The sequence below is a fragment of the Bacillus sp. FSL W8-0519 genome, assembly GCF_038005585.1.
Classification (GTDB): domain Bacteria; phylum Bacillota; class Bacilli; order Bacillales; family Bacillaceae_G; genus Bacillus_A; species Bacillus_A paranthracis.
The window spans coordinates 1,532,587-1,558,819 of record NZ_JBBOTL010000001.1; the positions used below are offsets into that span (position 1 = coordinate 1,532,587).

The window sequence follows — 26,233 nt, forward strand, 5'->3', positions numbered from 1 at the left end:
AAGTGCAAGGAGAATAGGGGTATTCTTCTTGCACTTTTTTTATTTCTATTAGTTACGAAGTTAGAGCTGTTATGATATATTGATATGTAAAGTAAAGGCCTATCGGAGAATAAGCGAATGGCTGATGTATGAATAACTCTTTCATATTTTTAGAGTAATGAAAGATAAAATTATTGCTTAATATAGCGAGATAAATACATATACGAAAAGAGGAATAACGTATGCGATATATTACAGCTGGTGAATCTCATGGTCCACAACTTACAACGATTATAGAAGGTGTTCCAGCCGGACTACCATTAGTAGCGGATGATATAAATGAAGAGTTAGCTAGAAGGCAAAAGGGATATGGGCGTGGTAGACGCATGCAAATTGAAACAGATCAAGTGCAAATTGTAAGTGGTGTTAGACATGGAGAGACATTAGGTTCTCCAATTGCACTTGTTGTTGAAAACCGTGATTTTGCACATTGGACAAAAATTATGGGTGCAGAGCCGTTAACGGAACAAGAAGAAAAAGAAATGAAAAGGAAAGTAACAAAACCAAGACCTGGACATGCTGATTTAAATGGTGCGATTAAATATGGTCATAGAGATATGAGAAATGTACTGGAACGCTCTTCGGCACGCGAAACGACAGTACGTGTTGCTGCTGGTGCGGTTGCAAAAAAAGTGTTAGCGGAACTTGGTATTGCAGTAGCAGGCCATGTAATTGAAATTGGCGGTGTACAGGCTAAAGAGACTACGTATCGTTCAATTGAAGAATTAAAAAGTATTACAGAAGCATCACCTGTACGCTGTTTAGATGAAGAAGCTGGTAATCAAATGATAAAAGCAATTGATGATGCGAAATCAAATGGTGATTCAATCGGTGGCATCGTGGAAGTAATTGTGGAAGGAATGCCGATTGGAGTAGGCAGCTATGTGCATTATGATCGAAAACTAGATGCAAAATTAGCAGCCGCAATAATGAGCATTAATGCCTTTAAAGGGGTCGAGATTGGAATTGGTTTTGAAGCAGCACATAGACCGGGTAGCGAAGTTCATGATGAAATTTTGTGGGATGAAGAGCATGGATATACAAGAAGAACAAATAACGCGGGTGGTTTAGAAGGCGGTATGACGACTGGAATGCCAATTGTTGTGCGCGGAGTGATGAAACCGATACCTACACTATATAAACCTCTTCAAAGTGTCGATATTGATACGAAAGAGCCTTTTACAGCAAGTATTGAACGTTCAGATAGTTGTGCTGTTCCAGCAGCTAGTGTCGTTGCGGAAGCGGTTGTAGCTTGGGAATTAGCGACAGCTTTAATAGAACAATTTGGATTAGATCGTATGGACCTTATTCGTGAAAATATTGAGAAACATAATGAATATGCGAGGGGATTTTAATGGGAAACATACATATTCAAACGAAATCAAAAGAATATGATGTATATGTAGGAAAAGAATCGTTGTCACATTTGACAACAATCGTTCAAAACATGCAGCCATCTGTATCAAACATTATGATTATTTCAGATGAGGCTGTTGCACCTTTACATTTACAGACAGTTGTAGATGCGTTGCAAATAGATCAAAAAGTATTTTCATTCGTTGTACCGAGTGGTGAAAAAGAGAAGTCCTTTGAAAATTTCTATGCGGCTCATACGTCAGCTCTTGAAAATAAATTAGATAGAAATTCTTTAATTATCGCACTTGGAGGCGGGATGATTGGAGACTTAGCTGGTTTTGTTGCTGCGTCATTTATGCGTGGAATTCGCTTTGTTCAAGTTCCGACGACTTTATTAGCTCACGATAGCGCGGTAGGTGGGAAAGTAGCAATCAATCATCCGTTAGGTAAAAATATGATAGGTGCATTCCATCAACCGGAAGCAGTTGTATATCATACGCCGTTTTTACAGTCTCTTCCTGAAAAAGAGTGGCGCTCGGGTTATGCAGAAGTGATAAAACATGCTCTAATTGGTGATGTAAAGCTATATCATTGGCTAAAAGAAGAAGTGCAAACATTAGCAGATCTTCGTGATGAGAAATTAATCCACATATTAACGAAGGCAATTCCTGTAAAGGCAAACATTGTAGCGCAAGATGAAACAGAAAAAGGTGTACGTGCTCATTTGAACTTTGGACATACGTTAGGCCATGCTCTAGAAAAAGAACTAGGATATGGAAATATTACTCACGGTGACGGAGTAGCGGTTGGAATGTTATTTGCTATATTCTTAAGTGAGCAGGTGTATAAGGTTAATCTTGCTTATGAAGAGATGAAGCAGTGGTTCTTGAAGTACGGCTATCCAAAAATGCCAAGTGATTTAAGTGTAGAACGCCTCGTCGGGTTGATGAAACAAGATAAGAAAGCGAATGCAGGAACAATTCATATGGTACTTATGCAGGAATATGGGGTAGTGAATGTCGTATCTATTCCTGATGAGACTGTTCATATTGCGTTAGAGGCATTTCAAAAGGATATGGGTATAAGAAGTAGATAACAGCTATGGAGAGCCTATTTAGAAGTATTTTCGTAATAGTGACAGTTATGATAAACGATTATAGTAAGGGAGTATAACCGTATTGTAATCGAATTGAATAAAATGACTGGGGGAAGAAAAATGAGAGTGAAAGAGCAATTGTTAACTTTGAGAGCATATGTGCCTGGGAAAAATATTGAAGAAGTAAAAAGGGAATATGGGTTATCAAAAATTGTGAAATTAGCATCGAACGAAAATCCATTCGGGTGCTCAGCACGCGTAACAGAAGCATTAACTTCTGTAGCGAGTCAATACGCTCTTTATCCAGATGGACATGCCTTTGAACTTCGGACACAAGTAGCAAAACATTTAGGTGTTAAAACGGAACAACTGTTATTTGGTAGTGGATTAGATGAAGTTATTCAAATGATTAGTCGTGCGTTACTACACGAAGGAACAAATGTTGTAATGGCGAATCCAACATTCTCACAATACCATCACCATGCTGTTATTGAAGGAGCAGAAGTTCGTGAAGTACCACTTAAAGATGGCGTTCACGATTTAGATGCGATGTTACAGCAAGTAGATGATCAAACGAAGATTGTATGGATTTGTAACCCGAATAATCCGACAGGTACATATGTAGAAAAACAAAAATTACTTTCATTTTTAGAATCAGTTCCTAAGTCAGCGCTTGTTATTATGGACGAAGCATATTATGAATATGCGGGAGCAGAAGACTATCCGCAAACATTACCACTTCTTGAAAAGTATGAAAATCTTATGGTATTGCGTACGTTTTCAAAAGCATATGGTCTAGCTGCTTTCCGTATCGGATATGCAGTTGGTAATACGGAGTTAATCGGGCAGCTAGAAGTAGCGAGGTTACCATTTAATACATCGACTGTAGCGCAATCTGTAGCACTTGCTGCATTAGAAGATCAAGCATTTTTACAAGAATGTGTGAAAAAGAATGAAGAAGGATTACATCAATATTACGCATTTTGTAAGGAATATAACGTATTCTATTATCCATCTCAAACAAATTTCATTTTCTTAAAACTCGGTATTCCTGGTAATGAAGCTTTTGAACGATTAATGAAAAAAGGATATATTGTTCGTTCTGGTGCTGCATTTGGTATCGATGATGGCATTCGTATTACTGTCGGTTTGAAAGAAGAAAATGATGAAATTATAGAGTTACTGAAAGAACTTGTAAATGAGCAAGTACAGAAAGAGGAAACATATTCTTAAGAGATTGTGAAGGCTCCTATTAGAGGAGTCTTTTTTATCGCATTAAAAAAGTTGAAGTTTAGTAATTAAGTTGTTCTGTAAATCAAGATTGGTATGGCTCGATAATTAGTGGGAGAAGTTATTTGCACGGTCATAAAAGAAAGCGGTACAATAGAAGAAGATAAGAAGGTATCGGTATCATATCCGAACCTTTGAACAATTAACTACTCTGTAAGAAGAAGCATGCTCATTCTAAAGGTTGCGTTCTAACAATGAGTTGCTTATGATAAAGTGAAACTTTAATCAATGGGGGGGATGTTTATCCCCCGCTGATTATTAGCCCACACCAATCGGGCTTTTACGGGCAGTTGCCCCCAAAACTAACTTCTTTGCCCTAGCTGAATTTTGAGGTGGGGTCTTACTGCCCGTTAATAGCAGGGTAAATGAACAGAAAAGAATATTTTTTAGAATTAAAGGAGACGTTTATGCAAAAGTTTGAACAAGCTGTTTCATATATTGAAAATGGTGAAGCGGAAAAAGGATTACAATTATTAAAAGAGCAATTAAAAATTGCGAATGATGAAGAGAAGTATGATATTGCTCGCTATTATCATACTCTTGGATTTACGGATGAAGCGTTAGCTATTACAGAAGATTTGCGTTTATTGTATCCAGAGGAAAGTGAATTCACTGTATTTTTAGCAGAATTATATATTGATCTAGATAAAGAAGATGAAGCGATTGAAGTACTTCATGATATTCCGGAAAATGATGATTTATATGTTCAATCGTTATTACTTGTAGCGGATTTATTCCAAATGCAAGGTTTCGATGATGTAGCAGAACAAAAACTATTAAAGGCGAAAGAAATGATGCCTGACGAGCCTGTCATTACGTTTGGATTAGCAGAGTTATATAGTAGTAAAGGTGAAGAACAAAAGGCAATTACTTATTATGAGTCGCTATTAGCGGAGCATAAAGTAATGGGTGGTGTTGTCATTGCACTGCGCCTTGGAGAAACGTTAAGTGCCATTGGAAATTGGGAAGAGGCGATTTCTTACTACGAAGCAGGTTTAGAGGAACAAAAAGATATTCACTCATTATTTGGATATGCATTCACGTTATACCAAGGTGAAGAATACCAAAGAGCAATTGGTGCTTGGCAAGAACTGAAAGAATTAGATCCTGAGTATGCATCTCTTTACATGTATTTAGCGAAAAGCTATGAAAAAGAAGGAATGCTTCAAGAAAGCTATGAAACACTTCATGAAGGAATTAAAGTAGATGAACTTTCTGTACCATTCTATGTAGAATTAGCGAACATTGCAGCGAAATTAGGGAAAATAGCGGAAGCAGAGGAAGTGCTTCAAAAAGCGCTTGAGTTAGATCCAGGACATTTAGGTGCAACATTAAAATATGCATATATCTTAAAGGAACAAGAAAAGTATGAAGAGCTAATTGCCGTTGTAGAGCGTGCTATCGATAGCGGAGAACCAGATACACAACTACTTTGGGATCTTGCGTTTGCAAAAAAACAATTAGAAATGTATTCTGATGCATTAAAACACTATGAAAGTGCATATACTTCTTTTAAGAATCATCCAGACTTCTTGGAAGAGTACGGTTATTTCTTATTGGAAGAAGGTATGCGAAAAGAGGCGAAAGAAGTATTTACTCAGTTAATACAACTAGACCCGACACAAATTCATATTGAAGAATTGTTATATAATTTAGAGGATTTTTCATAAGTTGGAAGGAAACTGAATACCGCTTCTTGAATCTAAAAAGAAAAGAGAAAGACAGAGGAGGGACTTAATTGCTATGAATACCCCTGTTTCTGTAAACGAGAAGAAGGATTTTGTAAAATGGTTTTTGAATAATTACCAACTGAAACAGCGTGAATGTGTATGGATTTTGAATTATTTAATGAGTCACGACCAATTGATGCATAAAGTCCACTTCGTAGAGCATGCAAAATATTGTCCGCGTGGCTTAGTAATGTCCGCGAATTGTGTAAAAGACACACCGTTTCACTTTTTTAAACAAAATGTTATGACAACAGATGCTGAAAAATCGTTTCATGATATTCGTTTAAATCGAGATGAGGATATTTATATTCAACTCAATTTTAAATCATCGTTTCAAAATGCCAATTACGTAGCTGTATTAGAAGAAAACCCATATTTACCAAAGCACATTGAAGTAAATGAAAAAGATCGTTTACTTGCAGAAAGGTTTTTAGAAGAAAGTGTATTTTCTTTTAGAAGAGAACGTCTTTTGAAACAAATTGATGAAGCGCTGGATAAGCAAGATAAGGAAGCGTTTCATAGGTTAACAGCGGAGTTAAAGATGTTATAGAATTCATTTGGATTCATAAAATTTTACAAATTTCAGACTTTTTCAAGAAAAACTACCTTAATATAGGTAGTTTTTCTTTTTTTACCTCTTTTAGTATGGTTTAATATATATAAAGTGAAAGTTCTGTCATTTATAGACGGGGGAGGGAAGACATTTGAAATGGATTGTAAAAGATGTGGAACAGTTTGAGCAAGCAAGAGAATATGTAGATACGGGTGTTATACCACTTTTATCAATTTCAGCAGCGAAAGAAATGAAAATGGTAGTAGAACAAGGGGAATTTATCGAATTGTTGAGTATGGAGCTAGAAAGAGAATATAAAGGAAGAGTGCTTTTATTACCTGCATTTACGTATCTAGTAGAAAGTCAAAAAAACGAAAAAGGTCGTTTGCAAGAATGGACAAATCATTTGAAAAAGCAAGGTTTTAAGCATATTGCTTATGTTACAAGTGATTTTTCATGGAAAGAAGATATGCAAGAATTGCAGGGAGATTTATTTTGGTTTCCTTCATTAGCGTTAGAACAATTTAGTGATCAAGCGAAAAGAGAAGTGATTCATGCACATATAAAAAATATAATGGTAATGTTAGAAGAAAAATGGGGAAAATAATAATAAACAGAAAGTTCTTATTATTATGAGTAGTATGATATTGACCTGTGCATGAGCGTATTATATCATGATAGTGTCCTAGTTTTTATTTTTTATATAATTTATCACGAGGGGACAATTTCTGATAGAGGGGGGAAATTTTCGTGAGCGAGAAAGAACATCGTGTGTCAAGAAGACAGTTTTTAAATTACACCCTTACAGGGGTAGGAGGCTTTATGGCAGCGGGTATTTTAATGCCGATGACGCGATTTGCGCTTGATCCGGTGTTAAGAAAAGAAGCGGGAACGGATATGGTTGCTGTTGCACAAGTAAAGGATATTACAACAGAGCCGAAACGTTTCGACTTTAAGGTGAAGCAGGTTGATGGTTGGTACAAGTCCGAAGAGCCAAAATCAGCTTGGGTTCATAAAGATGAAAGCGGAGACATTGTTGCATTCTCTCCAGTATGTAAACATTTAGGATGTACAGTGAACTGGAATTCGGACAAAGCACATCCGAATCAATTCTTTTGTCCATGTCACGGGGGCCGTTACACAAAAGACGGGATAAACATTAAAGGCACGCCGCCCCTTGCTCCACTTGATGTATACGAATCTAAAGTGAAAGATGGAACGCTGTACTTAGGAAAAGCGAAGCCAAGAGGGGGTGCAAAGTAGATGCTAAATAAAATTTATGATTGGGTAGATGAAAGGTTAGATATTACACCAATATGGCGTGATATCGCTGATCATGAAGTACCTGAACATGTAAACCCGGCACATCACTTTTCTGCATTCGTTTATTGCTTTGGCGGACTTACCTTTTTCGTTACTGTAATTCAAATTTTATCTGGAATGTTTTTGACGATGTATTATGTGCCTGATATTAAAAATGCTTGGGAATCGGTCTATTATTTGCAAAATGAAGTTGCATATGGGCAAATTGTTCGTGGTATGCACCACTGGGGTGCTAGTCTCGTAATTGTAATGATGTTTTTACATACACTTAGAGTTTTCTTCCAGGGTGCGTATAAAAAGCCTCGTGAGCTAAACTGGATTGTTGGTGTTCTTATTTTCTTTGTTATGTTAGGTCTTGGTTTTACCGGATATTTATTACCGTGGGATATGAAAGCGTTATTTGCTACGAAAGTAGGGATTCAAATTGCAGAGCAAACGCCGCTTATTGGTCCTTACATTAAAACATTACTCGCTGGTCATTCCGAAATTGTTGGCGCTCAAACATTAACTCGCTTCTTTGCTATTCACGTCTTCTTCTTACCAGCAGCACTTCTAGGTTTAATGGCCTTCCACTTCATCATGATTCGCAAACAAGGTATTTCCGGTCCGCTATAAGAGATTGCTAAATTAAAGGGGAAAGAACTAAAGGAGGGAGATTATGCATCGCGGCAAAGGGATGAAGTTTGTAGGAGATTCTCGGGTACCGGTAGCTCGGAAACCAAATATTCCAAAAGACTATTCGGAATACCCAGGGAAAACAGAAGCATTTTGGCCGAACTTCTTGTTAAAAGAATGGATGGTTGGTGCAGTTTTTTTAATCGGTTATTTATGTTTAACAGTGGCGCATCCGTCACCGCTTGAAAGAATGGCGGATCCAACTGATGCTGGGTATATACCACTTCCAGATTGGTATTTCTTATTCTTGTATCAGTTATTAAAGTATTCTTATGCTTCTGGCTCATTTACTGTAATTGGAGCGTTCATTATGCCAGGGATTGCGTTTGGCGCATTACTGTTAGCTCCATTTCTTGATCGAGGTCCAGAAAGACGCCCATTGAAGCGTCCTGTAGCAACGGGATTTATGCTTTTAGCAGTTGCATCGATTATCTTTTTAACTTGGGAATCTGTAGCACACCACGACTGGGAAGCTGCAAAAAAACAAGGAGCAATTGTAAAAACAGCACCAGTTGATAAAAATGATGACGGTTATAAATTAATGCAAAAAAATACTTGTTTAACATGTCACGGTGACAATTTACAGGGCGGCGCAGCAGCACCAGCACTGCAAAATTTAACTTTGAAGCCAGAAGAAATTGCTAAAATTGCGAAAGAGGGAAAAGGTTCCATGCCTAAAGGTGTATTTAAAGGTACAGATGAGGAACTGAAGAAGCTTTCGGAATTCGTTGCAAAGTATAATAAAAAATAATAAAAAGCTGACTACAAAATTTGTAGTCAGCTTTTTATTTTGATGATAGAAAGTTTACTATATAATAGAGTAGAGTTTGATGAAAGAATGAAAGGTGTTGGACATACAGCTTGGTTTACTTGTATGCAATGTTAAGGCAACGCTCCGTATTATTATTTTTATTAGTTGTTAACATATTAGGTACAATATACGGATTCATATGGTATGGAAATCAATTAAAAGAAACTTTACCTATATTTTGGCCGTTTGTACCCGATAGTCCTATGGCAAGTCTTTTTTTTGTCTTTGTTTTAATCGCTTTTTTAATAAAGAGAAATTGGGGATTAATAGAGGCGCTAGCGATTGTTACTTTAATAAAATATGGTATATGGGCTGTTGTTGTAAATGGGGTTATGATTTATGTAAAAGGTCCTATTGGCCTTATCGGGTATATGTTAATGCTTTCGCATTTTGCGATGGCAGTACAAGCAGTGCTATATGCACCGTTTTACCGTATAAAAAAATGGCATTTTGCGGTAGCCGCTATATGGACATTACATAATGATGCAATTGATTATTTGTTCTGGCAAATGCCGAGATACGGAATTATGCATTTGTTTGTAGGAGAAATTGGTTATTTTACGTTCTGGTTAAGCATTGCTGTGCTTTGTATGACATATTATTTTTGCTTACGTGAGAATCGAAAACAGTTTTCTTTATGATAGTTAGAATATGTAGGGGGAGAAAATGAAGAAAAATACGAGTGGTACAAAAATATTGGATCGATTGATTACGATAATTGTTTCATATAGCATAGCATTTTCTATATTTGCACTCGCAACAACGGCGGTTGTATATGGAAAATGGCTATATTATTTTGAAATTGATTTTTTGAACATTCCAGATTTAGCAGATATGACGAAGGATGATATTAAAAGAAATTATGATGTGCTTATCACATATTTATCGCCATTTTATGACGGAGCATTACATTTGCCAACACTAGATATGTCTACAAATGGCCGTGTTCATTTTGTAGATGTGAAAAACATTTTAGTAAAGATTCAATATGTAATGTATGCGACAATTATAATTGCAATAGTAGGCGGCATGTATTTGTTAAAAAAGAAAAATGAAAAGTTTTTACTACATGGATCTATTTTAACAATCATTTTTCCAATAGCGTTAATGTTACCGATTGTTATTAATTTTGAAAAGAGTTTTGTGATATTCCATAAGCTTTTATTCAGTAATGATTATTGGGTTTTTGATCCTGAGAAGGATCCGATTATATTAATGTTACCAGAAGAGTTTTTTATGCATGCAGCGTGTGCTATTTTATTATTTATTTTATGTGGTAGCATAATTTGTTATAGCTTGTATAAATATTTCGTAAAAAAGAAAAGGATTTCAAAAGAAAAATTCTCTGTTTAAAGAGAATTTTTTTTGTTTGTAAAACGATAATATATTTTTCGGTCCAGTTCTGTTCTATTCTTGTCCACATTAACATATTTTGTACTAGTAGTTATAGGGGGGACCGTGATGAAGAGAACATTAATTGGACTGATTGCATTTCTAATTATCATGTTTCCGTTACGTATATATGCTGAGGAGTGGAGTGAACTAACAGGGTTGTTAGATGACTCATTACAATTAGTGAAGCGTAATGAAGATGAAAAAGCAGTACAAGTACTGCAACATTTCTCGGAGCAGTTTGTAATAAAGGGGAATGAAAAGAAGCAGGAAGTAACGCCAGATCAAGTTAGAGTTATTTCTTTAGCTTACGACAAGGCGAAACAATCTCTCGCGGAAGAAGATGTAAGGAAACAAGTTAAAATTGATAATGTGTTAGCCCTGCAGCTCGCTGTCGATGCGCAAGTATCGAAATATCAACCACTTTGGATGGAAAGAGAAGGAAAAGTAATGGATGCCTTTTCTCAAATGGAAAAAGCGATGAAAAAAGAAGATACGGGACAGTTTCAACAAACGTTAAACACATTTTTACATGAATTTAATATTATTTATCCAAGCTTAATGATTGCCTTGCCAGAAAATGAAGTGCAGCGTGTAAATGCCCATTTATCTTATTTAGATGAATTTCGTAACGTTATGTTAAAAACAAAAGGTGGGCAAATGCAATTAGGAATCATTAAAGGAGATTTGCAAAAAATATTTCATACAGTAAAAAAAGATGAAATTGCACCTTCTCTCATTTGGTTTATGACAATTACTGGAGGTCTTATTTTATTCACATTAACTTATGTTGGGTGGAGAAAGTATAAAGGAGAGAGAGAAAAAAGAAAAAGTAATGTACATTCTAAGAATAGATAATGTAATAAATAAAGATTCGGATTGTAAGGTTTATTCATTGACAATGGTGGCAGAAGAAAATAGAATGAGAAGTACTATAATTAAAACTTCAATGGAGGTTCATGATGTTTTATTTAATTTACTTCGCGATCATTTTGATCATACCGTTGTATGCACAGTCAAAAGTACGTAGTGCCTATAGCAAGTATTCACAAGTTTATTCAACATCAGGTATGACAGGAGCAGAAGTGGCTCGGAAAATCTTAGATGAAAATGGATTATACAACGTAGCTGTAGAAGAAACACCAGGTCATTTATCAGACCATTATGATCCAACTGCCAAAACAGTTCGATTATCAACAGATAACTATTACGGTCATTCAGTTGCTGGTACAGCAGTTGCAGCACACGAAGTAGGACACGCAATTCAAGATGCAAAAGATTATAACTTTATGCGTATTCGTCATTCGTTAGTGCCAGTTGCGAACTTTGGTTCAAATATTTCTTGGATATTTATTATGATCGGTATTTTTGCATCGATGGCCAACATGATATTTTTAGGTATCATTTTAATGGCAGCAGGTGTTGTGTTCCAACTCGTTACATTACCAGTTGAGTTTGATGCATCAAAGCGTGCGATGCAACAAATTGAAGCGTTAGGAATCGTATCAACAGATGAATATGGCCAAGCTCGTAAAGTATTAAATGCGGCAGCATTAACATATGTAGCAGCTGCAGCCGTAGCGGTATTTGAATTATTACGTCTCGTATTAATTTATACTGGTATGCAGCGTAGCGACGACTAAAGACTATCAATTTTGATAGTCTTTTTTGTTTTGTGGATTGAATTATATAATGTATTGCAAATAGAAATAATAGAAGTAATGCGGAAAGGCGGTGGGGAAATGAAATATCCAGACCATTTAGTAAAACAGGTGAAAGAGCGTAGTGCTCCTTATCAATTAGAAGGTTTTTTAAGTGGACAAGGCCCTGAAAATCCGAAATTTATGTTGTTAGGAGAAGCGCCTGGTGAAACAGAAATTCATAATGGGATTCCGTTTAGCGGGAGAGCCGGAAAACAATTAATGGGTTTTTTAGAACGTATTCACGTTACAAGAGAAGAAGTATATATTACGAGTGCTGTTCGGAGTAGACCTTATAAGTGGCGAGAGAAAAAAGAACGAAATGGTGAAATCATACAAAAAAAGTATAATAGAACGCCAAATCAAGGAGAAATAGTTGCCCATGCACCGTTGTTAGATTATGAATTAGAGAAAATAAATCCGAAGCTTATCGTCACGCTTGGCAATATCGGTCTTCAACGTTTAGCAGGAAAAGATAAAAAGATTACAGATGTGCACGGACAATTATTAAAACAGCCCATTCAAAAATTAAAGGATATGCAAAGTGCAGAATTTACATGGTCAGAGAAAGAATATCATATTTTTCCGACCTTCCATCCTGCTTCCATTTTTTATAATCGGGGCTTATTGGAGCTTATTTATGAGGATTTAGAGAAACTTAAGCAATACGTAATAAAAAACTAGAAAAGCTAAAAAGCTTTTCTAGTTGTGTTTATGTATGTAATGGGTTTTTATTTTCATCCAACGTAAAACCTTCACCAACTACATCATGTACGTCACTTACTGCAACAAATGCATGAGGATCTACAGAAGTAATAATATTTTTTAATTTCACGATTTCATTTTTAGCCACAACGCAATACAATACGTTCCGTTCCACTTTTGTATACGATCCAACAGCTTTTAAAAAGGTCGCTCCGCGCTCCATCTCAGATAAAATTTTAGCAGCAATTTCATCGTTTTTATCGGAGATAATAGTTGCTCCTTTTGCTGCATAGGCTCCTTCTTGCATAAAATCAATGACTTTCGCCCCGATAAAAACAGCAACTAACGTATACATACCCTCGCGATATGATAAATAGGTAAGGATAGAGACGATAATGACGATAGCATCAAACATAAACATCGTTTTCCCCATACTCCAGCCAACATATTTATGAGCGAGTCTCGCAATAATATCTACACCGCCAGTAGTTCCGCCGTATTTAAATATGATCCCAAGACCGATACCAATAAATGCCCCAGCAAATAAAGCTGCGAGTGTCATATCATTTTGTAAGTTTACATGTAAGTTGAGAACTTCGTAACGCTGAAAAATCCATAGAAATAAAGATACGCTAAAGGTGCCGATTAGTGTATATATAAATGTCGCTCTTCCAAGTAACTTCCAACCAATAAAAAATATAGGGATATTTAAAATTAAGTTTGAATAAGAAGGGTCAAACTTAAATAGAAAATACAATAATAGTGTAATACCGGTAAATCCACCTTCTGCAAGGTGATTTTCAATATTGATATTCACAATACCGAAAGAAAAAATAGCGGAACCGATTAAAATAAAAATGATATTTCGAATCTTCAAATTTGATGTCATATAGAAATCCCCCTAATTATGTAAATGGCATTGCTCCGCTGAAACGGTAAAACATAATGATAAGTAATTTCTAGTTGCTAGTGAAAATAGTGAAGGCTATAAAAATCGATTGGTTCTGGTTGATTTTTTGCCAAAAACGCAAAAGAAGTTTCACTTTATTATAATCTTTCCCAAAAAGGGTCGCAAATAGGTGTTTGGCGGGGAATAATATTTGTCAAATCGCGATGAATTGGCTAACATGAAAGAGGAAGGATTAGAGGTGAATTGTATGGAAGCGAAAACGATGAAGGATATGCAGAAAGAAGTTGATGCATATATTGGTCAGTTTAAAGAAGGTTATTTCAGTCCACTTGCAATGATGGCTCGTTTAACGGAAGAAATGGGGGAGCTTGCAAGAGAGGTGAATCATTATTATGGTGAGAAACCGAAGAAAACAACTGAAACAGAACGTAGTATTGAAGAAGAGCTTGGAGATGTATTATTTGTTATGATTTGTATGGCAAATAGTTTAAATATTGATTTAGAAACAGCACATAACATTGTAATGAATAAATTTAATACTCGCGATAAAGATCGCTGGACACGTATTGATGAGGGAGAGAAAGAATAATGAAAGAAATTAAAGTAATTATCGCTGGACCAAGAGGACGTATGGGACATGAAGCAGTTCTTCTTATGGAAAGAACGGAACATTTTAATTTAGTAGCAGCAGTGGATTATAAGCATGGTGGAGAGAAAATCTCTGATTTACCGGGAATGCCAGCGCTAGATACACCTATTTATGGAGATTTACATACTTGTTTAGAGGAAGTAGAAGCAGATGTGTTGTTAGATTTAACAACGCCAGAAGTTGGGAAACAACACGTTACACTAGCAGTTGAGCGTGGACTTCGTTCTGTTATTGGTACAACTGGATTTACTGAAGAAGAGCTAAAACAATTAACTGAGACTGCGAAAGAAAAAGCAGTAGGAACAATTATCGCTCCAAACTTTGCAATTGGTGCAGTTCTTATGATGAAATTCTCACAAATGGCAGCGAAATACTTCCAAGATGTTGAAGTAATTGAATTGCATCATGATCAAAAACTAGATGCACCATCTGGTACAGCGGTAAAAACAGTAGAATTGATTCGTCAAAATCGTGAATCAAAGCAGCAAGGTCATCCAAATGAAGTAGAGCAACTAGAAGGGGCTCGTGGTGCAAACGTAGACGGCATTCACATTCATAGTGTACGTTTACCAGGACTTATTGCACACCAAGAAGTAATGTTTGGTGGAGACGGACAAATGTTAACAGTTCGTCATGATTCATTCAATCGTGCATCATTTATGTCTGGTGTAAAACTATCAATTGAGACAGTAATGAATCTAGATCATCTTGTGTACGGTTTAGAAAATATTATCGACTAAAGGGGAGACAACGGATGAAAATTGCCTTAATCGCACATGACAAAAAGAAAGACGACATGGTTTCGTTTGCATACGCATATAAACCAATTTTTGAACAACATGAATTATTTGCAACAGGAACGACAGGACTTCGTATTATGGAAGCGACCGGCTTAGTTGTAACAAGATATCAATCTGGTCCTCTTGGCGGCGATCAAGAAATTGGTGCAATGATTGCAAAAAATGATTTAGACATGGTAATTTTCTTCCGCGATCCATTAACAGCACAACCGCATGAACCGGATGTGAATGCATTGCTTCGTTTATGTGATGTATATGCAATTCCACTTGCGACGAATATGGCAAGTGCTGAAATGTTAATGCACGCATTAGAGCGAGGAGATTTAGATTACCGCAAGTTAAGAAAATGAGGGGAACAATTATGAGTGGATTACATATATTAGCGTTTGGTGCCCATGCCGATGATGTTGAAATCGGCATGGCGGGTACCATTGCTAAATATACGAAGCAAGGGTATGAAGTAGGTATTTGTGATTTAACAGAAGCTGATCTTTCTTCTAACGGAACGATAGAGTTAAGAAAAGAAGAAGCGAAGGCGGCAGCTCGTATAATGGGAGTAAAAACGAGACTAAATTTAGCGATGCCAGACCGTGGTTTGTATATGAAAGAAGAGTATATACGTGAAATTGTAAAGGTAATTCGTACATATAAACCAAAACTAGTTTTTGCGCCGTATTATGAAGATCGTCATCCAGATCATGCAAATTGTGCAAAACTTGTGGAAGAAGCTATTTTTTCAGCGGGAATTCGCAAATATATGCCAGAGGTTCCACCACATCGTGTGGAGTCTTTTTATCATTATATGATTAATGGTTTTCATAAACCGAATTTTTGTATAGATATTAGTGAATACGTATCGCAAAAGGTGGAAGCATTAGAAGCGTATGAAAGTCAGTTTTCAACAGGGAGTGATGGTGTGAAAACGCCGTTAACAGAAGGTTACGTTGAAACTGTAGTCGCCCGTGAGAAAATGTTTGGAAAAGAAGTTGGAGTTTTATATGCCGAAGGGTTTATGAGTAAGAAACCGGTTTTATTACATGCTGATTTAATAGGGGGATGTAAATGAAATTAAAAATAGGTATTACATGTTATCCTTCTGTAGGTGGTTCTGGAGTTGTTGGAACAGAATTAGGAAAGCAATTAGCGGAACGCGGGCATGAAATTCATTTTATTACATCGGGTTTACCATTCCGGTTAAATAAAGTGTATCCAAACATTTATTTTCATGAAGTGACGGTAAATCAATACTCTGTATTTCAATATCCACCATACGATTTAGCGTTAGCGAGTAAAATGGCAGAGGTTGCACAAAGAGAAAACCTAGACATTTTACATGTGCATTACGCAATACCACATGCCATTTGTGCTTATTTAGCAAAACAAATGATTGGAGAGCGTATTAAAATTGTTACAACCTTGCATGGAACAGATATTACTGTGTTAGGATCCGACCCTTCGCTAAATAATTTAATTCGTTTTGGTATTGAGCAATCTGATGTTGTGACGGCTGTCTCGCATTCATTAATTAACGAAACGCATGAGCTTGTAAAACCAAATAAAGACATTCAAACGGTATATAACTTTATAGACGAACGTGTATATTTCAAACGTGATATGACCCAATTAAAGAAAGAATACGGTATAAGTGAGAGTGAAAAGATACTCATTCACATTTCAAACTTCCGTAAAGTGAAACGTGTGCAAGATGTTGTGCAGGCATTTGCTAAAATTGTTACAGAAGTAGATGCGAAGTTGCTTCTTGTTGGAGATGGACCAGAATTTTGCACGATTTTACAGTTGGTGAAAAATTTACATATTGAAGATCGCGTCTTATTCTTAGGGAAGCAAGATAATGTTGCAGAACTACTTGCGATGAGTGATTTAATGTTGCTTTTATCAGAGAAGGAGAGTTTTGGTCTTGTTTTATTAGAAGCGATGGCGTGTGGTGTACCTTGTATCGGAACAAGGGTTGGAGGTATTCCAGAAGTCATTCAACATGGTGATACAGGATATTTATGTGAAGTTGGCGATACAACAGGAGTGGCAGATCAAGCCATTCAGCTATTAAAGGATGAAGAACTTCACCGTAATATGGGAGAGCGAGCAAGAGAAAGTGTTTACGAGCAGTTTCGCTCTGAAAAAATCGTCTCACAATATGAAACGATTTACTATGATGTACTAAGGGATGACAAAAATGGAAAGATTTAAAAAAGCTAGTTCTATTATTGAGACTTTAAAGCAACAAGGGCATGAGGCTTACTTTGTCGGTGGAAGCGTAAGAGACCTTATTATCGATAGGCCGATTGGAGATATTGATATTGCGACATCTGCTTTACCAGAAGAAGTGATGGCTATATTTCCAAGACATGTTCCTGTTGGTCTTGAACATGGAACTGTAATTGTCGTAGAAAATGGTGAGCCTTATGAGGTAACCACTTTTCGAACAGAGAGTGAATATGAAGACTTTCGAAGACCTAGTAGTGTTCAATTTGTTCGTTCATTAGAAGAGGATTTAAAACGTCGTGATTTTACAATGAATGCAATTGCAATGACAGAAGAAGGAAAAATGGTTGATTTATTTGCTGGACAGGAAGCGATTCAAAAGAGAGAAATTGTGACAGTGGGAAATGCTGCGGATCGGTTTCAAGAAGATGCCCTGCGAATGATGCGTGGTATTCGGTTCGTAAGTACGTTAGGTTTTTCTTTAGAGACGAAAACGAAGCAAGCAATTGAAACATATGGACATTTGCTGGAACATATAGCAATTGAGAGAATTACAGTGGAGTTTGAAAAACTGTTAACTGGCACATATTGTGTGAAGGCTCTCAAAGAATTAGTAGAAACGAAACTATTTTCTCATCTACCATATTTACAGATGTCAGAAGAGAAATTGTTAAAAGCTACGCAGTATAAATGGGATTCTTTTGAAGCAGACATTGAGGCGTGGGCGTTTTTCTTATATTGTATTGGAGAAGAACATCCAGCTGTCTTTTTACGTCAATGGAAGTTTTCGAATAAAAAAATAAAAGATATCGTCGCAGTTTTATTAACAATCCGTAAGAGAAAGGAGAAGGATTGGGATACAGTTCTTCTTTATAAAACGGGAATTCATATAGCTGAAATGGCAGAAAGAGTATATGAAGCGATGATTGAAAGCTATGATCATACAGCTGTTAACCGGGTACAAACGTTGTTTCAAGCATTGCCAATTAAGAGTCGACAAGAGATGAATGTGACTGGGAATGATTTGTTAAACTGGGCAAATAAAAAGCCAGGTCCGTGGGTTGCTGAAATGATTCAAAAAATTGAAGAAGCAATTGTACAAGGAAACGTAGTAAATGAGAAAGAGTGTATAAGGGAGTGGCTGCAAGAATGCAATCTACTATAAGAAAGCAGTTATTGCAAGTTTTTTCGGAAGCGGATGGCGAGTTTGTATCTGGTCAAACGATTAGTGATAAACTTGGTTGCTCAAGAACTGCTGTGTGGAAACATATGGAGGACCTTCGGAATGAGGGATATGAACTTGAAGCTGTGCGTCGATTAGGTTATCGAATTGCAAGTAAGCCAGACAAAGTGACTGCGAATGAAATACAGTTAGGGTTACAAACGAAACATATTGGTAGAACAGTGTATTTTGAAGAGTCCGTTGAATCGACGCAACATATTGCAGCAAAGCTTGCTTATGAAGGTGCAGAAGAAGGAACAATTGTTGTGGCAGAAGAACAAACAGCGGGTAGAGGTCGTTTAAGCAGAAAATGGCATTCACCAAAAGGAACAGGAATTTGGATGAGTATTATTTTACGCCCATCAATCCCGGTTCAACATGCACCACAACTTACTTTGTTAGCCGCTGTTAGCGTTGCGCAAGCAATTGAAAAGTGCACAGGTGTAAACGTAGGAATAAAATGGCCGAATGATATTTTAATTCAAGGGAAAAAGGCTGTAGGAATATTAACAGAAATGCAAGCTGATCCTGATAAAATTAATGCTGTCATTATGGGTATTGGTATTAATGCGAATCAAAAGCAAGAACATTTTGATGAGGAAATTCAGCATATTGCTACTTCTTTAGCGATTGAATCTGGTAAGCCAATTGTTCGTGCGGAGCTTATGCAACAAATCTTTTTACAACTAGAAAAATTATATGAAGAGTATTTACAAAATGGTTTCTCTGTCATTAAAATTCTTTGGGAAAGTTACGCTGTAAGCATCGGGAAAGAAATTAACGCTCGAACGATGAGAGAGACAATTACAGGGATAGCAAAAGGAATTACAGAGGATGGTGTATTGCTCCTAGAAGACCATGAAGGAAAAGTACATCATATTCATTCTGCGGATATCGAAATTAAGTAAAAGAAGTTCCTCTTTTGGAACTTCTTTTTTATTTCCATATTAATAAAATCTTTTAATATTTAAGTTTTATTTTAAAAGATCGTCCAGTTGAGTTTGCTTCTTATTTGACGATTACTTTACCTTCCATTCCTTTGAGGAGATGGTATCGACATATTAATTCATATGTACCGGCACTGTTAGGTTTCACGGTAATGTTTTTTTCTTTTCCTGCCTCGACGACGACATCAATACCGAGTTTTTTGATTGTAAAGGTATGCTCACTCTTACCTTTATTTTTTAACAGTAATGTTGTTGATTCGTTAATTGGAATCGTGATGACGTTTGGATTAAAGTAATCATCGTTTAGCTCAACTTCAATCACTTTCGCTGACGCAATAGGTTGTGCCAAGTTGTTAACTGAGGCAAATACATTGAGGGAATTTAAAGTTGTTATTACCACAAGTATCACAAGAAAACCGATGAATCGAAATAACCATTTGTTTATAGACATTCGCAATTCTCCTTTTGTAAGTATATCTCCTCAATTAACCTGCATCATTATTTTATGAGTTATACCATGTATTTAAAAAGTTTATCTTTCTATGATTGAATCGTTCACTTATAAATTTCACATACCGTAATAAGAATAAAAATTATTTTTTCAAAAAAATATAGTAATTCCTTTTTGGAGTTTGCTATAATTAGTTCGAATGTGGGCAGTATCAGAGCGAACTGCACTATGATTCGAAGCAATACGAAAAATAATAACTTGGATTCTGCCTTGATCCAATAACGGACTGGGACAGAGGGATGAATAATGCCGACTAACACACAACCCTTCTGCCCTTTTATGGCCAGAGGGGTTTTTTATATGATTTCGGCCATCTCCTCTCTCCTGTATAAAGGAGGAGTAGTTTTGAAAACAAAAACAGATTTTTTGAAAATGAAAGAGCAAGGTGAGCCGATTACAATGCTAACGGCGTATGATTATCCATCTGCTAAGTTAGCAGAAGAAGCGGAAGTTGATATGATTTTAGTTGGAGATTCCCTTGGGATGGTTGTGCTCGGCTATGATTCAACAGTACCTGTAACAGTAGAGGATATGATTCATCATACGAAAGCTGTACGCCGAGGAGCGAAAGAGACGTTTATTGTAACTGATATGCCATTTATGTCGTATCATGTGTCGCCTCAAGATACGATGGTGAATGCACGCCGCATCGTTCAAGAGAGTGGTGCTCATGCACTGAAGGTAGAAGGTGCAGGAGAAGTGATATCAACTATTCATTACTTGACGAGTGCGGGAATTCCTGTCGTGGCACACTTAGGCTTAACTCCTCAATCTGTAGGAGTGTTAGGTGGCTATAAAGTACAAGGAAAAGATGCTGAAAGTGCAAAAAAATTAATAGAAGATGCGAAGAGATGTGAGGAAGCTGGTGCGATAGCACTTGTATTAGAATGTGTGCCAATGCAGCTAGCAGAATTTATTTCGAAGCAACTAACAATTCCAACGATTGGAATTGGAGCAGGACAAAAAGTGGATGGGCAAGTACTCGTTTATCATGATCTTATCTCATATGGCGTAAATCGTGTTCCGAAATTTGTGAAGCAATATACGTCTGTTCAAGAGGAGATTGTGCGAGGGATTTCACAATACGTAACTGAAGTAAAGACAGGTCAATTTCCGGAAGAAAAACATTCATTCACAATGAAAGAGGAAGAATGTTTAGCGTTATACGGAGGAAAACAATAATGAAAATCATAAATACAGTGCAAGAGATGCAGCAAATTACAAACGAACTACGTGCAAGTGGAAAAAGTATTGGTTTTGTCCCAACGATGGGTTATTTACATGAAGGTCATGCGACTTTATTACGTAAGGCAAGAGAAGAAAATGAAATTGTAGTTTTAAGCGTGTTTGTTAATCCGCTACAGTTTGGACCAAATGAAGATTTAGATCGATACCCTCGTGATATTGATAGAGATGAAAATGTAGCAAAAGAAAACGGTGTAGATTATTTATTTTATCCGAGCGTAGAAGAAATGTATCCAGCAGAACAAACGACAACAGTAGAAGTTGTGAAGCGTACCGATGTGTTATGCGGAAAACAAAGACCTGGTCATTTCGCTGGTGTTGCGATTGTACTAATGAAACTATTTAATATTACATTGCCAACACGTGCTTATTTCGGTATGAAAGATGCACAGCAAGTTGCTGTCATTGAAGGATTTGTCGCTGATTTTAATATTCCGGTTACAATCGTACCGGTGGATATTGTAAGGGAAGAAGATGGATTAGCCAAAAGTTCTCGTAACGTGTATTTATCACCAGAAGAGCGTGAAGAGGCTCCTCATTTATACCGCAGTCTATGTATAGCGAAAGAAAGAATTGAGACAGGAGAACGTAATGCAGAAATCATTACAACTCTTGTGAAGGAGTATATTGAGACATATACGAAAGGCACTGTAGATTATGCTGATTTATATGCGTATCCTTCACTACAAGTAGTGGATAAAATTGAAGGACGAATCATTTTAGCAATTGCAGTTAAATTTGACAATGTACGATTAATTGACAATATAACATTAACGGTTAAATAAGGGGGAGCATCTATGTTTCGCACAATGATGAGAGCGAAGCTACATCGCGCAACAGTAACAGAAGCAAATTTAAATTATGTAGGTAGTATTACAATTGATGAAGATTTAATGGATGCAGTAAATATTGTAGAAAACGAAAAAGTCCAAATTGTAAATAATAATAATGGTGCTCGCTTAGAGACATATGTTATTAAAGGAGAACGTGGTAGCGGGGTTGTTTGTTTGAATGGTGCAGCTGCAAGGCTTGTACAGCCAGGAGATAAAGTTATTATTATTTGCTACGGTTTAGTGGCAGAAGAAAATATTCATAAACAAGAGCCGAAAATTGCAGTATTAGACGATGATAATCAAATTATTGAAATGTTAGGTGCTGAAAAAGCGGGTACGATATTATAAGTAAGAAGGCTATCTCTATTATGGAGATAGCCTTTTTTGTGCATCTTTTCATTAAGATGAGATAAAACGTGGTATAGTAACATTATATAATTTTCTGTTTGATAGGTAAGAAATTGAGGTGTTACATATATGAGTAAGCGTTATGTCGTTGTGGATTTAGAGACGACAGGGAACTCCTGGAAGGATGGGAAAGATAAAATTACCCAAATTGCAGCTGTTGTAGTGGAAGATGGAGAGATATTAGAGATTTTTTCATCTTTTATTAATCCGAAGAGAGAGATTCCACCATTTATTACAGAGTTAACAGGGATTGATGAGAGTATGGTTAAGCAAGCCCCGTTATTTGAAGATGTAGCCCCAATGGTTGTTGAGCTATTACAAGGTGCAGCTTTCGTTGCACATAACGTTCACTTTGATTGGAATTTTTTAACGGAAGAATTAAGGCAGGCTGGATATACAGAAATACATTGTCCAAAAGTTGATACAGTTGAGTTGGCGCAAATTCTTTTGCCAACGGCTGATAGTTATAAATTACGTGATTTAGCTAAACAACACGAATTAGAGCATGATCAACCGCATCGTGCGGATAGTGATGCTCTTGCAACAGCGGAATTGTTTTTACAATTTTTAAATGAAATTGAGAAGTTACCCCTTGTCACCTTGCAATCGCTTTATGAATTGAGTGATGTGTTTCAAAGTGATATAGCGGATGTGCTTTCTGAAAATATTTTAAAGAAAATGATGCATGGTAAAAAAGGAGCAGAGGGATATGAAGTGTATCGAAATATTGCCCTTCGAAAACGGAATTATTCTTTAAACTTAAGTGAAACATGTGCATTTAAATTTGATGCTTTCTTGCATAAGACAATTGATAAACTTGAGTCGAATATGCCAAAGTTTGAAAAAAGAGAAAGCCAACAGAGTATGATGAAGGAAATATATACAGCGCTAAGAGATTCTAGGTTTTCACTAATTGAAGCAGGAACAGGAACAGGAAAGACTCTTGCATATTTGCTTCCAAGTATTTATTTTGCAAAGAAAAAAGAAGAACCTGTCATCATAAGTACCCAAACTGTACAACTGCAGCAACAAATACTAGAAAAAGAAATTCCATTATTACAGAAAATAATGCCATTTTCATTTGAAGTAGCTCTTCTGAAAGGAAGAAAGCATTATCTTTGTCTACATAAATTTGAATATGCTTTGCAAGAAGAAGAGAAGAATTATGATATGGCGCTCACGAAGGCAAAAATTTTAGTGTGGTTATTGCAAACGGAAACGGGCGATCGTGATGAATTAAATATTCCTGAGGGCGGAAAGTTACTTTGGAACCGGATTTGTAGTGATGTACATAGTCCGGGTGGGATGCAAAGCAACTGGTTTAGTCGTTGTTTTTATCAACGAGCAAAGAATAGAGCATTATTTGCAGATATCGTTATTACAAATCATGCGTTATTATTTCAAGATTTTTCAAGTGAAGAACCACTGTTTGCTTCATGTGAACATATTATTTTTGATGAGGCTCATCATATCGAGGAAGCAGCGAGTAGAACATTAGGTGAACAGTTCTCCTGTATGTATTTCCAGCTAGTTTTATCTCGTCTTGGTACGCTAGAAACAGATGATGTACTTTCTAAAGTATATAAAATGATGAAAAAATCAGAGCAAGCCTCCCGTTCTACTTTCCGCATGGTAAGTCATAGTTTGAAGGAATTGAAATTTGATGCGGATGAGCTATTCCAAATGTTACGTGCATTCATCTTTAAACAAACAAAGCAGGAACAAGGGATCAGCAATATGCCACTCATTTATCGATATAACACGGAAGTAGAGAAAGGTAAGTTATGGGATAGTATTACCGAGTTAACAAATCGCTTTGTATATGATATAAGGAAATTACTCTCTACACTTGAGAAGCAAGTTGATATATTGCAAAGTAAATTAGAATGGGAAATGCATGTTGTTACAGGTGAATTTATGCATTTAATTGAGTTGTTGAGAAAGATGGCGCAATCTTTACAAGTACTCATTTTAGAAAAAAATTCATATGTGACATGGATGGAAACTGAAACGAAGGGAACCATTCATTCAACTGTTTTATATGGGCAACCTGTTCATATTGGTGAAAGATTTGCTGATGAATTTTTAACAGAGAAAAAGAGTGTTATTTTCACATCAGCAACGCTAACAGTAAACGATTCATTTGACTATATAAAAGAAGAGCTAGGCTTACATGATTTTGCTCCAAATACATTACAGGTCCCATCACCATTCCATTTTGAAGAACAGATGAAATTAATGGTTTCAACGGATGTGCCCTTTATTAAGCAAGCAAGTAATGAAGAATATATTGAATCTGTGTCGGCTCATATTGCAAAAATAGCGAAAGCTACAGAAGGTAGAATGCTTGTTTTGTTCACTTCGTATGAAATGTTGAAAGAAGCATATACGAATTTGAAAAATGATGAGGAATTAGAAGGTTATTTATTATTAACGCAAAGTGTGAATAATAAGAGCAGAAGTCGTCTCATTCGTAAGTTTCAAGAGTTCGATAAATCAATTTTATTAGGAACAAGTAGTTTTTGGGAAGGGATAGATATACCTGGAGATGCCCTTAGTTGTCTTGTTATTGTCCGTCTTCCCTTTACGCCTCCTCATCAACCGATGATGGAAGCAAAAGGAGAGTGGTTAAAAAATCAAGGAGAGGACGTATTCGCTAAGTTAGCACTCCCGCAAGCAATACTGCGTTTCAAACAAGGATTTGGTCGTCTTATTAGAACAAGTACAGATACCGGAACGGTGTTTGTACTAGATCGTCGTTTGACAAGCGCTTCCTATGGAAAACGTTTTTTACAATCAATTCCAACTGTTCCGCTTTATGAAGGCCCTCTAGAAGAATTGTTAGAACAATTAAAGGAACGGCCAATTGAATAAAATTGGAAGGAAAAATACGCCTGAAGTGCATGTAAACTTCAGGCGTAAAAAATGTGGGTAGGAGGAATTTTATTTTTCTTACTTCTTGTATACAAAATGTATCGGTTTTCGACTTGAAACCTTTTTTTGCTGTACATGTCCTGCTATAATAGATGGGTGATGAAGCAGGGGTTGTAAAGAATGTACTCTTATTGTAACCGCATTGCGTTCTTCTATAATTAGAAATTTTTGTGTAACGGAGGAGTTTTTTCATGGATAAGAAAATCGAAGTCCTATCAACGACGCGTATTAAATATTCGTCTGACTTGTATAAAATCGTTGATAGTTTGAATCGTACGTTAAAAGAGCAGGACCTCATGTTCGGATTAGCATTAGACGAAAAAGATAAAGAAACAGCTGTATTTACGATTTACAGAACGTAGTGATACAATGAAAAAGTGGATCTTTGCAATCGTTATCGTAATCGTTGCTAGCGGAATATATGGGGCGTATGTTTATAATAAAGCAATGGAAAAGAAAATCCCTAAAGAGGCAAAATCTGTAGAAATTGCAAAAGAAAAAGCAAAGCTTGTAAAAGTAAAATCTGTGGATTATTATAACGGAGAATCTTCATATACTGTCGTACAAGGTACAGATGAAAAAGGAGAACAACTTATCGTTTGGGTGCCTGAGAAAAAAGGGGAAACTATAGTAAGGAAAAAGAGTGAAGGTATTTCTGAAAAAGAGGCTTTACAAAGAACGATTGAACAAGTCGGAGATGACAGTAAGGAGCACAAAAGTAAGCCTAAAGAAATTTTAAAAATAAAATTAGGCTTTGAAAACAATATACCATTATGGGAAGTTACATATATTGATGATGAAAATCGTTATAGTTATTACTATCTTGCATTTAAAGATGGGCAGTTTTTACGACGATACAGCATTGAAAAATAGATGTAGGG

At 36.3% G+C, this 26,233-nt stretch carries 29 protein-coding genes; 27 read left to right on the top strand and 2 right to left on the bottom strand.

Translation table 11 applies throughout. The annotated features are described in order from the left end of the window. The first annotated feature begins 221 nt into the window (after window positions 1–221). From aroC to NST14_RS08085, 14 genes are all read left to right on the top strand, one after another. A complete protein-coding gene (aroC, locus tag NST14_RS08020; RefSeq protein WP_001269362.1) occupies window positions 222–1,394 on the top strand; it encodes a chorismate synthase in 1,173 nt (390 codons plus the stop codon). After that, a complete protein-coding gene (gene aroB, locus NST14_RS08025; protein WP_000526830.1) occupies window positions 1,394–2,491 on the top strand; it encodes a 3-dehydroquinate synthase in 1,098 nt (365 codons plus the stop codon). The genes aroC and aroB overlap by 1 nt, the downstream gene beginning before the upstream one ends. Before the next feature lie 120 nt (window positions 2,492–2,611). Continuing rightward, on the top strand, window positions 2,612–3,724 hold the full coding sequence (gene hisC / locus NST14_RS08030) for a histidinol-phosphate transaminase (RefSeq protein WP_001264036.1): 1,113 nt from the start codon (window positions 2,612–2,614) through the stop codon (window positions 3,722–3,724). A gap of 464 nt (window positions 3,725–4,188) precedes the next feature. Then, entirely contained in the window at window positions 4,189–5,451 is a 1,263-nt protein-coding gene (locus NST14_RS08035) for a tetratricopeptide repeat protein (protein WP_001168676.1), read from the top strand. 73 nt (window positions 5,452–5,524) lie between these two features. Continuing rightward, window positions 5,525–6,061: a ReoY family proteolytic degradation factor gene (locus NST14_RS08040; RefSeq protein ID WP_001095923.1), complete on the top strand. Its 537-nt coding sequence runs from the start codon at window positions 5,525–5,527 to the stop codon at window positions 6,059–6,061. A 154-nt stretch (window positions 6,062–6,215) separates the two neighbouring features. Then, window positions 6,216–6,671, top strand: coding sequence for a YpiF family protein (locus tag NST14_RS08045; RefSeq protein ID WP_000871307.1), 456 nt, complete (start codon window positions 6,216–6,218; stop codon window positions 6,669–6,671). 143 nt (window positions 6,672–6,814) lie between these two features. Further along, window positions 6,815–7,327, top strand: a complete 513-nt coding sequence (gene qcrA / locus NST14_RS08050; RefSeq protein ID WP_001290418.1) for a menaquinol-cytochrome c reductase iron-sulfur subunit — start codon at window positions 6,815–6,817, stop codon at window positions 7,325–7,327. Continuing rightward, the gene (gene qcrB, locus NST14_RS08055) at window positions 7,328–8,002 is read left to right on the top strand and encodes a menaquinol-cytochrome c reductase cytochrome b subunit (RefSeq protein ID WP_000932700.1); all 675 of its coding nucleotides are present in this window, start codon (window positions 7,328–7,330) and stop codon (window positions 8,000–8,002) included. It begins immediately after the preceding gene. Window positions 8,003–8,045: 43 nt separating this feature from the next. Beyond that, a complete protein-coding gene (gene qcrC, locus NST14_RS08060; RefSeq protein WP_000554606.1) occupies window positions 8,046–8,813 on the top strand; it encodes a menaquinol-cytochrome c reductase cytochrome b/c subunit in 768 nt (255 codons plus the stop codon). A gap of 110 nt (window positions 8,814–8,923) precedes the next feature. Next, entirely contained in the window at window positions 8,924–9,514 is a 591-nt protein-coding gene (locus NST14_RS08065) for a DUF1405 domain-containing protein (RefSeq protein ID WP_229142941.1), read from the top strand. A 25-nt stretch (window positions 9,515–9,539) separates the two neighbouring features. Then, window positions 9,540–10,226 (top strand): lipoprotein intramolecular transacylase Lit, encoded by a 687-nt coding sequence (gene lit / locus NST14_RS08070; RefSeq protein WP_000742533.1) that lies wholly within the window; start codon window positions 9,540–9,542, stop codon window positions 10,224–10,226. Between the two features lie 108 nt (window positions 10,227–10,334). After that, window positions 10,335–11,123, top strand: coding sequence for a sporulation protein YpjB (gene ypjB, locus NST14_RS08075; protein WP_000831595.1), 789 nt, complete (start codon window positions 10,335–10,337; stop codon window positions 11,121–11,123). A gap of 104 nt (window positions 11,124–11,227) precedes the next feature. After that, window positions 11,228–11,908 carry a zinc metallopeptidase gene (locus tag NST14_RS08080; RefSeq protein ID WP_000499536.1) on the top strand — a complete coding sequence of 227 codons (681 nt, stop codon included), beginning with the start codon at window positions 11,228–11,230 and terminating at the stop codon, window positions 11,906–11,908. Window positions 11,909–12,007: 99 nt separating this feature from the next. Next, window positions 12,008–12,649, top strand: coding sequence for a uracil-DNA glycosylase (locus NST14_RS08085; RefSeq protein ID WP_000876851.1), 642 nt, complete (start codon window positions 12,008–12,010; stop codon window positions 12,647–12,649). A gap of 28 nt (window positions 12,650–12,677) precedes the next feature. Here NST14_RS08085 and NST14_RS08090 read toward each other — a convergent pair whose 3' ends face one another. Continuing rightward, window positions 12,678–13,559: a YitT family protein gene (locus NST14_RS08090; RefSeq protein ID WP_000203301.1), complete on the bottom strand. Its 882-nt coding sequence runs from the start codon at window positions 13,557–13,559 to the stop codon at window positions 12,678–12,680. Window positions 13,560–13,827: 268 nt separating this feature from the next. On the opposite strand from NST14_RS08090, the gene NST14_RS08095 reads away from it, so the two are divergent. Genes NST14_RS08095 through NST14_RS08125 form a run of 7 tightly spaced genes read left to right on the top strand, consistent with a single transcriptional unit; the run spans window position 13,828 to window position 19,382 of the window. After that, entirely contained in the window at window positions 13,828–14,169 is a 342-nt protein-coding gene (locus NST14_RS08095; protein ID WP_001992677.1) for a nucleotide pyrophosphohydrolase, read from the top strand. After that, window positions 14,169–14,969 (top strand): dihydrodipicolinate reductase, encoded by an 801-nt coding sequence (gene dapB, locus NST14_RS08100; RefSeq protein ID WP_000658806.1) that lies wholly within the window; start codon window positions 14,169–14,171, stop codon window positions 14,967–14,969. The genes NST14_RS08095 and dapB overlap by 1 nt, the downstream gene beginning before the upstream one ends. A 14-nt stretch (window positions 14,970–14,983) precedes the next feature. Continuing rightward, window positions 14,984–15,379, top strand: a complete 396-nt coding sequence (gene mgsA / locus NST14_RS08105; protein ID WP_000684755.1) for a methylglyoxal synthase — start codon at window positions 14,984–14,986, stop codon at window positions 15,377–15,379. 11 nt (window positions 15,380–15,390) lie between these two features. Next, a complete protein-coding gene (gene bshB1, locus NST14_RS08110; RefSeq protein WP_000015666.1) occupies window positions 15,391–16,095 on the top strand; it encodes a bacillithiol biosynthesis deacetylase BshB1 in 705 nt (234 codons plus the stop codon). Beyond that, window positions 16,092–17,237, top strand: coding sequence for an N-acetyl-alpha-D-glucosaminyl L-malate synthase BshA (gene bshA / locus NST14_RS08115; RefSeq protein WP_000768296.1), 1,146 nt, complete (start codon window positions 16,092–16,094; stop codon window positions 17,235–17,237). Before bshB1 ends, bshA begins: the two co-directional genes overlap by 4 nt. Beyond that, window positions 17,224–18,417 (top strand): CCA tRNA nucleotidyltransferase, encoded by a 1,194-nt coding sequence (locus tag NST14_RS08120; RefSeq protein WP_000439308.1) that lies wholly within the window; start codon window positions 17,224–17,226, stop codon window positions 18,415–18,417. The genes bshA and NST14_RS08120 overlap by 14 nt, the downstream gene beginning before the upstream one ends. Next, complete coding sequence (locus NST14_RS08125) at window positions 18,402–19,382, top strand: biotin--[acetyl-CoA-carboxylase] ligase (protein ID WP_001192048.1); 981 nt, start codon at window positions 18,402–18,404, stop codon at window positions 19,380–19,382. The genes NST14_RS08120 and NST14_RS08125 overlap by 16 nt, the downstream gene beginning before the upstream one ends. A gap of 100 nt (window positions 19,383–19,482) precedes the next feature. Here NST14_RS08125 and NST14_RS08130 read toward each other — a convergent pair whose 3' ends face one another. Next, window positions 19,483–19,872, bottom strand: coding sequence for a cupredoxin domain-containing protein (locus NST14_RS08130; protein WP_048557433.1), 390 nt, complete (start codon window positions 19,870–19,872; stop codon window positions 19,483–19,485). A gap of 405 nt (window positions 19,873–20,277) precedes the next feature. Here NST14_RS08130 and panB point away from each other — a divergent pair, with 405 nt between their 5' ends. From panB to NST14_RS08160, 6 genes are all read left to right on the top strand, one after another. Beyond that, entirely contained in the window at window positions 20,278–21,114 is an 837-nt protein-coding gene (gene panB / locus NST14_RS08135) for a 3-methyl-2-oxobutanoate hydroxymethyltransferase (protein ID WP_000853114.1), read from the top strand. Beyond that, window positions 21,114–21,962 (top strand): pantoate--beta-alanine ligase, encoded by an 849-nt coding sequence (gene panC / locus NST14_RS08140; RefSeq protein ID WP_000691778.1) that lies wholly within the window; start codon window positions 21,114–21,116, stop codon window positions 21,960–21,962. Before panB ends, panC begins: the two co-directional genes overlap by 1 nt. 12 nt (window positions 21,963–21,974) lie before the next feature. Further along, a complete protein-coding gene (gene panD / locus NST14_RS08145; protein ID WP_000490176.1) occupies window positions 21,975–22,358 on the top strand; it encodes an aspartate 1-decarboxylase in 384 nt (127 codons plus the stop codon). A gap of 129 nt (window positions 22,359–22,487) precedes the next feature. Further along, window positions 22,488–25,292 (top strand): ATP-dependent DNA helicase DinG, encoded by a 2,805-nt coding sequence (gene dinG, locus NST14_RS08150; protein ID WP_000044927.1) that lies wholly within the window; start codon window positions 22,488–22,490, stop codon window positions 25,290–25,292. A 251-nt stretch (window positions 25,293–25,543) separates the two neighbouring features. Continuing rightward, entirely contained in the window at window positions 25,544–25,714 is a 171-nt protein-coding gene (locus tag NST14_RS08155; protein WP_000358352.1) for a YpmA family protein, read from the top strand. Between the two features lie 7 nt (window positions 25,715–25,721). Next, window positions 25,722–26,225 carry a cell wall elongation regulator TseB-like domain-containing protein gene (locus NST14_RS08160; protein WP_000758749.1) on the top strand — a complete coding sequence of 168 codons (504 nt, stop codon included), beginning with the start codon at window positions 25,722–25,724 and terminating at the stop codon, window positions 26,223–26,225. The last annotated feature ends 8 nt before the right edge of the window (window positions 26,226–26,233 follow it).